General features: G+C 69.5%; 7 protein-coding genes. All 7 read left to right on the forward strand.

From position 1 onward, the window contains the following. Nucleotides 1–209 (forward strand): hypothetical protein (locus GX015_RS00970; RefSeq protein WP_291342106.1); only part of this gene is annotated, 209 nt, incomplete at its 5' end. Further along, the gene (locus tag GX015_RS00975) at nt 206–1,234 is read left to right on the forward strand and encodes a WYL domain-containing protein (RefSeq protein ID WP_291342107.1); all 1,029 of its coding nucleotides are present in this window, start codon (nt 206–208) and stop codon (nt 1,232–1,234) included. The genes GX015_RS00970 and GX015_RS00975, both read left to right, overlap by 4 nt. Further along, nucleotides 1,231–2,241, forward strand: coding sequence for a WYL domain-containing protein (locus GX015_RS00980; RefSeq protein ID WP_291342109.1), 1,011 nt, complete (start codon nt 1,231–1,233; stop codon nt 2,239–2,241). Before GX015_RS00975 ends, GX015_RS00980 begins: the two co-directional genes overlap by 4 nt. 88 nt (nt 2,242–2,329) lie before the next feature. Beyond that, nucleotides 2,330–2,662, forward strand: coding sequence for a Sec-independent protein translocase subunit TatA (gene tatA / locus GX015_RS00985; protein WP_102212888.1), 333 nt, complete (start codon nt 2,330–2,332; stop codon nt 2,660–2,662). A gap of 70 nt (nt 2,663–2,732) precedes the next feature. After that, on the forward strand, nt 2,733–3,860 hold the full coding sequence (tatC, locus tag GX015_RS00990) for a twin-arginine translocase subunit TatC (protein ID WP_155871088.1): 1,128 nt from the start codon (nt 2,733–2,735) through the stop codon (nt 3,858–3,860). 289 nt (nt 3,861–4,149) lie between these two features. Next, entirely contained in the window at nt 4,150–4,440 is a 291-nt protein-coding gene (locus GX015_RS00995; protein WP_291342111.1) for a hypothetical protein, read from the forward strand. A 58-nt stretch (nt 4,441–4,498) separates the two neighbouring features. Then, nucleotides 4,499–7,405 carry a DEAD/DEAH box helicase gene (locus tag GX015_RS01000; RefSeq protein ID WP_291342112.1) on the forward strand — a complete coding sequence of 969 codons (2,907 nt, stop codon included), beginning with the start codon at nt 4,499–4,501 and terminating at the stop codon, nt 7,403–7,405. Nucleotide 7,406 lies beyond the last annotated feature (1 nt).

The following is a 7,406-nucleotide window of genomic DNA, read 5'->3' on the forward strand; positions in this document are numbered from 1 at the left end:
CCGCGACGGTGGTGGATTGGACGCACCTGAAGGTCTCCGGCGAGGACCCGCAGATGGTCGTCGTCGACGATCCCTTCGCCACCGCCGACGCGGAGGTCGATGCGTTGGTCGCGCACCTGGAGTCGCTCGGAACCACCTCCGACGGAGCAGCCACCGAAGGAACCACCGAGGAAACCACCGAAGGAACCACCGAAGGGAACGCCGGATGAACGCAGCGCCCCGACCCGCGGATGGGGATGCCCGGTACTCGGCCGTCCGCATCCGGCGCGTGAGCCTGCTGGCCGCGTTGGCCGATGATCCTGCGGGGTTGCGCGAGGACTGGATCCTGCGCACCGTCCGCGGGTACAACACCGTCAGCGAAGAATCGGCCGCGCGATACCTGCGCGACGACGTCCCCGCTCTCGCCGCCGCCGGCATCCGCGTCGAGTGGGACGCCAGGAACGGCACCCTGACCCTCGACCGGTCGTCGTTCCGCACCGATGATCCGGGCTTCACCGAGGAGGAATCCGAAGCCCTGGCCATGGCGTCGCTGGTGGCCTTCGACGACGATTCGCTCAAGGACCTGACCACCGGCGCGTGGGCGAAATTGGCGCCGATCGCGCGCCGCTCGAACCTCGCCGACGACCGCGGCACCGTCATCTTCGGCGACCGGGTCAGCCTCGACGGCGCCCAGTTCGCCGACCTCACCCGCGCCATCCAGCCGCCGCGCAAACGCGTGGAGTTCTACTTCGCGCCGCAGCTGTTCGCCGAAGAGGTCCTGCGCACCATCGAGCCGTGGGCGATCGTCAACCTCAAGGGCCGCTGGTACGTCGTCGGCCACGATGTCGACCGGGAAGACGTGCGGACGTACCGCATGACCCGCATGGTCGACGTCACCGTCACCGACGCCGACGCCACGCGGCCGATTCCCGCGGAGAATCTTCAGGACATCGCGGAACGCTCGCTGAACAGGGGAGCGGCGCCGGTCACCGCCGTCGTGAAGCTCGCCGACGGCGCGGACCCGCGGGCGTGCGCCGACGTGCTGGCCTCCGCCCGCGATCTCGGCGACGGGACCTGGGAAATAGGGCCGGCGACCACCGCCGAACTGGTCGACGCCGGATTGGAGCACGCCGGCGATCTGATCGTTATCAAGCCGAAGGACGTGCGCGACCGCATCGTGGAAACGCTGCGCGCCGTCGTCGCGGCAGACGATGAAGCCGACGACGCAACGCCGAATGGGGAGGAGCGCCGATGAGCGACAAGGACGTGCCCGAACTGTCCTGGCTGCGGACGCTGACGCTGGTGCCGTACTTCGCCGACGAACGGCAACTGACCGAGGCCTCCGTGGACCTGGGCATCGAATATCGGCAGTTGCGCGAGGCGCTGGACTTCCTGGCGCAACTGGAGATGCCGGGGCTGCCCGGCACGGCCGCGTTCGAGGTGCGGATCAAGGGGCTCTCGGCGCGGGTCACGCCGGCGGCCGAGCTGCTCGCCGAGCCACTCCAGTTGGCTCCCGAAGAACTGTCGGCGATGCTTCTGACGCTGGAAACCCTCGAATCGTCGCCGATGCAGCGCGACCCGGACATCGCGCGGTCTGCTGCAGCGAAACTGCGCGCCGGTGCGACCGGCCGCGCCGCCGTGGCCGACACGACGCCGCACGCGACCGTGGACTTGGCCCATGCGGAGATCCTCGCCACCGTGCGCGAGGCGATCGCCGAGCGGAAGGTCCTCGAACTCGACTATCGCTCGGCGTCGGGGGAACGGGGCGTGCGCCGCGTCGACCCGGTGACCCTGGTGATGATCGAGGACGACCCCTATCTCAAGGCGGTCGACCGCGTCGATGACGGAAGCGGCGCCGGCGAGACCGTCGTCAAGTCCTTCCGAATCGACCGGATGCTCGCGGCCGCGAAAACCGGCGAGTACGCCCGGTGGCACGACGCGCCGGAGTTCGACGCGAACGATCCCCACGGATTCCTCCGCGACGGCGGTGCATGGGCCGCCGTGGAGGTCAGAGCCGATTCGACGTGGGTCGCCGAATACGACCCCGTGGCCTTCGCCCACGACGCCGACGACGAGGACTTCCCGGAAGGCGGCCCATACCCGGCGTGGGTGCCGGCGACCAACGCCGACCGGACCGTGGGGTTCCTGCTCCGCCGCTGGCCGGGCGTGAAGGCCATCGACCCGGTATCGTTGCACAAGGCCGTGGCGGACCGAGCACGCGCGGGGCTTCGCGCGTATGGTGAGGTCCCTGTCGACGGGTGAACCGGCCCGGTCCACGAACCCGCCCACGCAATCTCGAACACGCAATTTCGAACACCGAACTTCGAATACAGCCCGAAAGGTGAAGCGGATGCCGAATCTCGGCCCCACCGAGCTCATCATCATCGCAGTCGTCCTGATCCTGCTCTTCGGAGCCAAGAAGCTGCCCGACGCCGCCCGTTCCCTGGGCCGCTCGATGCGCATCTTCAAGTCCGAGGTCAAGGAAATGAAGCACGACGACGAGCAGCCGGAGGTCCCGCAGCAGCAGGCCATCCAGCAGGCGCCGCAGGCTCAGCCGCAGCAGCCGTACGCTCAGCAGCCGCCGCAGGCTCAGCCGCAGCAGTACCAGCAGGCTCCGCAGACGCCGCAGGCCCAGCAGGTCCCGCCGCACGTGCAGCAGCCGAACCTCGACGACCAGCGCTAGATAAGTGGTGGCGGAAACCGTACAGCGCCCCCGGCTCCGCAAACGCAAGAAGCGGGACCCCGAGGGCGTCATGTCGATCGTCGAGCACATCCAGGAGCTGCGCTCCCGGTTGCTCAAAGCCCTCGCGGGCATTCTCGTCGGCACCATAATTGGCTTCACCTGGTACCAGCTGTCCTTCACGCTCGGCCCGTGGCGCCTTCCCTTCGGCGATTGGACCTTTGGACCCGCGCACGTCATGTCGCTGGGCGAGATCCTCAAGGAGCCGTACTGCCAGCTGCCGCCGGAACAGAGGTTCGGCGGCGCTGAAAGCGGGGAGTGCCGCTTGCTGGCGACGAGCCCCTTTGAGATGTTCATGCTGCGCCTCAAGGTCGGTGCCCTGGCTGGTCTGGTCCTCTCGGCGCCGTGGTGGCTGTACCAGATCTGGGCGTACATCACGCCGGGCCTCGTGCGGAAGGAACGCCGCAACACGCTGATCGCGGTGACCGCGGCGGCCCTGCTCTTCGCCGCCGGTGCAGTCCTGGCGTACTTCGTCGTCGCCTACGGTCTCGAGTTCCTGCTCCAGATCGGCGACAACGCGCAGATCGCCGCGTTGACCGGTGGACAGTACTTCAACTTCATCCTCGCGCTGATCCTGATTTTCGGCGTCAGCTTCGAGTTGCCGTTGTTCATCATCATGCTCAACGTAGTCGGTGTCCTGCACTACGAGACGATGAAGGACAAGCGGCGCCTGATCATCCTGCTGCTGTTCATTTTCGCCGCGTTCATGACCCCGGGCCAGGACCCGGTGTCGATGATGGTGCTGGCGCTGTCGCTGACGGTGCTCATGGAGGTCGCGATCCAGTTCACCCGCATCAACGACCGCCGGCGCGACAAGCAGCGGCCCGATTGGCTCGACCTCGACGACGATAAGTCGTCCGGCCCGATCGCGGCGTCCGGGGGCATCGGACAGCTCGGCGGCATCGACGCCCCAGCGCCGGTATCCGCGTCCGGTGCCGTCGGCGGCACGGCGCCGGTAGGCCGCACCGCCCCGGTTTCGGGTCCGGGCGGAGTCGGCGCGCCGAGCCCGGCGGGCACCTCGCCCCGCCCGACGACGCGGCCGACGCGCAATTCGCGCCCGGCTCCGCCCGCGGCACCACCGGCCGAGGTGACCCCGGACCTGTCCACGCGTTCCGGCTCGGACTTCGACGACGTGCTGTAGCCGGGCCGCAGCCTACGACGGGCACCGGCGTGGACGCGGCTCCTATGAGCGTCCCGTGTACGCACCCCGTATACGCACCCCGAATACGCTCCGCCCCCACGCATCGCCGCGTGGGGGCGGAGCTTTTTCTCATATCAACGCCATGAACCATGATTGACATGCCTTACCCTCGTTTTCGGTCCCCACTATTGACCGTCGGGCATGGCCCCGGAAGACTCTCCGCCACGACCACGGAAGAGGCGCACCGGGCCCGGCCGCTAGCACCGTGTCCGCCGGGGACGGAGAAGCCATGACCTCGACGATGACGCCGACCAAGGCGGAGCAGCGCCTGCGGCAGCTGGTCGTCGGATGGGGCCTGGTCCTCATCGGCATGACGGTCGGTTACATCGGGTGGACGCTGCCGAATGCCTGGACAGGCTGGACGCTGTGGGCGGTGGCGGGCACTCTGGCCACCATCAGTGCTGCGGTGGTCTATCTCGCGCACGTCACCCGCAGCATCGCCCTCGGTCTGGCGGCGATCCTGCCGTTGGCGTCGCCGGTCATCGTCATCGCGGTGGGGTTGTCGGCATACGGCGCATGACGGCGCGCCCACCGGACCGCCGCCGGTCCCGGGGCACGTTTTGTGACACCCTTGACGCATGACCCTTCTGGACGACTTCATCGCCGACCTGGGCTTTGCCCCCGATGATTTCCAGCTCCGCGCCTGCCGCGCCATCGAGGCCGGGCGCGGAGTTCTGGTGTGCGCCCCCACCGGCGCCGGCAAGACCGTGGTCGGCGAGTTCGCCATCCGCGCGGCCTTCGCCGATGGCGGCAAGTGTTTCTACACGACGCCCATCAAGGCGCTGAGCAACCAGAAGTACCACGACCTCGTCGCCGTCTATGGCGAGGAGAAGGTCGGGCTGCTCACCGGCGACGTGTCGCGCAACGGCGATGCCGACGTCGTTGTCATGACCACCGAGGTGCTGCGCAACATGCTCTACGCACAGTCGCCGACGCTGAACCGCCTGAGCCACGTGGTCATGGACGAGATCCACTACCTCGCCGACCGCGAGCGCGGGCCGGTGTGGGAAGAGGTCATCCTCAATCTCGACGAGTCGGTGAAGCTCGTCGGTCTGTCGGCGACGGTGTCCAATTCCGAGGAGTTCGGCGACTGGCTGTCCACCGTGCGCGGCCACACCGAGGTCGTCGTTACCGACCACCGCCCGGTGCCGCTGAGCCAGCACATGCTCGTCGGCCAGCGCCTGTATCCGCTGTTCGAGGCCGGCGGCACCGAGGTCAACCGCGACCTGCTCGACGCCGCCGCCCGCGCCGAATCCGGTTATGACGACGGCCGCGGGGGCCGGGGCGGCCGGGGCGGCGGTCCCGGCGATCGCGGATTCCGTGGCGGCGGCGGATCGCGCGGCCGCCGCGGCGCCGACGACTCCGGCGGCGGCGACTACCTCGGCGGCGGGAAATTCGCCCGCCACCAGTGGAACCAGCGGGAGGAAACGCAAAAGTGGCGGCCGCCGCGCCGCGGTGACGTGGTCAAGCTGCTCGGCTCGCGCTCGATGCTGCCCGCGATCGTGTTCATCTTCTCCCGCGCCGGTTGCGAGGGCGCGCTGCAGCAGCTCGGCGCCTCCCGAATGGAACTCACCGACATGGCCGAGCAGGAGGAGATCGCCGCCATCGTCGACGCCGGGGTCGCCGACATCCCGCCCGAGGACCTCGAAGTGCTCGGCTTCCGGCGCTGGCGCCGAACGGTGGTCCGCGGATTCGCCGCACACCACGCGGGGATGCTCCCGGCTTTCCGCCACATCGTCGAAAAGCTCTTCAATCGTGGCCTGGTCAAGGTCGTCTTCGCCACCGAGACGCTGGCGCTGGGCATCAACATGCCCGCGCGCACCGTGGTGCTGGAGAAGCTGGTCAAGTACAACGGCGAGGCGCACGTCGACCTCACGCCCGGGCAGTACACGCAGATGACGGGCCGTGCGGGGCGACGGGGGATCGACACGCAGGGCAACGCCGTCGTGCAGTGGGCGCCCGCGATGGACCCGAAGTGGGTCGCGGGGCTCGCCTCGACGCGCACGTACCCGCTGGTGTCGACGTTCACGCCGGGCTACAACATGTCCATCAACCTGCTGCGCACGCTCGGTCACGCCGAGGCGCGGAAGATGATGGAGAAGTCCTTCGCCCAGTTCCAGGCCGACGGCGACGTCGTCGGGGACGTGGCCGAGCTCGACCGCGCCCGCGCCCGCGTGGCGCAGCTGAAGGCGGAAATGGGCGACGCCGGCGGCGACGTCGAGGGGCTGCTCGCGTACCTGGAGCTGCGCTCGACGATCTCCGCCGAGGAGAAGGCCGCCAAGCGCCGCAACATCGAGGACCGCCACACCGAGACCGTCACCGTGCTGCGGCGGCTGCGGCGCGGCGAGGTCATCGCCGTGCCCGTGGGGAAGAAGGCCCAGCTGGCGGTGGTGGTGCGTGAGGACAATTCGGCGAGCGATCCGCGCCCGACGTTCGTCGGCGTCGGCGGCTTCACCGGCCGCATCGGCGCCGACGCGTTCCCCAGCGCGCCGGAGGTCCTCGGCCGCGTCAAGGTCCCCGGCGACGCCGCGCGCCACCCCAAGCGGGCGGTGAGCATCATCCGCTCCGAGATCGAGCGCCACGGCATCCGCGGGCCCAAGCGCCTGCGCCGCCGCACCGCGGTCACCTCGCCGGAGCTCAAGCGCCTGCGCCGCGAGCTGCGCGATCACCCCCTGCACGGCGACCCTGCGGTGGAGTCGGTGGCCCGGGATGCGGATGCTTTGCGACGCGCCCAGTCCACCGTGACGACCCTGGAGCGGCGCGTGTCGGCTGCGTCGGACACTTTGGCGCGCACCTTCGATCGCGTGCTGGAGTTGCTCGGCGAGATGGACTACGTCGAGTGGCCCGAGGCGGGGGAGTCGGGGGCTGCCGGCGAGGGCGGTGCGGTCGATCGAGATGGTGCGGTCGGTGAGGGCCGCGCGGTCGGTAAGGGCGGTGCCCCCGGTGAGGGCCGCGCCCCCGGTGAGCCGTACGTTTCCGAGGAAGGCGAGCGTCTGGCGCGGATCCACAACGGCTCCGACCTGCTCGCCGCCCAGTGCCTGCGGCGGGGCATCTGGGATTCGCTGGACCCGGCCGAGCTGGCCGGTGCCGTGTCGACGCTGGTGTTCGAAAACCGCAAGGCCACGCAGGGTTCCGACGAGGTGCCCACCGAGCCGCTGGCCGCCGCGATCTCCGACACGTACCGGATCTGGCAGGAGTTGGCCGCCGACGAAAAGCGCCACCGCCTGCCCATGACGCGGATGCCCGACCTCGCCTTCGCCACTGCGATCCACCAGTGGACCGCCGGCGCGCCGTTGGGCTACTGCCTGTCGGCGGCGAAGGAGGCCGGGGCTGAGCTGACGCCGGGTGACTTCGTTCGCTGGTGCCGCCAGGTGGTCGATCTGTTGTCGCAGGTCCGGCACACCGGGTACTCCGAGGAGATCCGAGACAACGCCACCCAGGCCGTGCAAGCGATCCGCCGGGGAGTCGTGGCCCTGGGCCACTAGC

This window comes from Corynebacterium sp. (assembly GCF_012837295.1).
In the GTDB taxonomy this organism is placed as follows: Bacteria; Actinomycetota; Actinomycetes; order Mycobacteriales; family Mycobacteriaceae; genus Corynebacterium.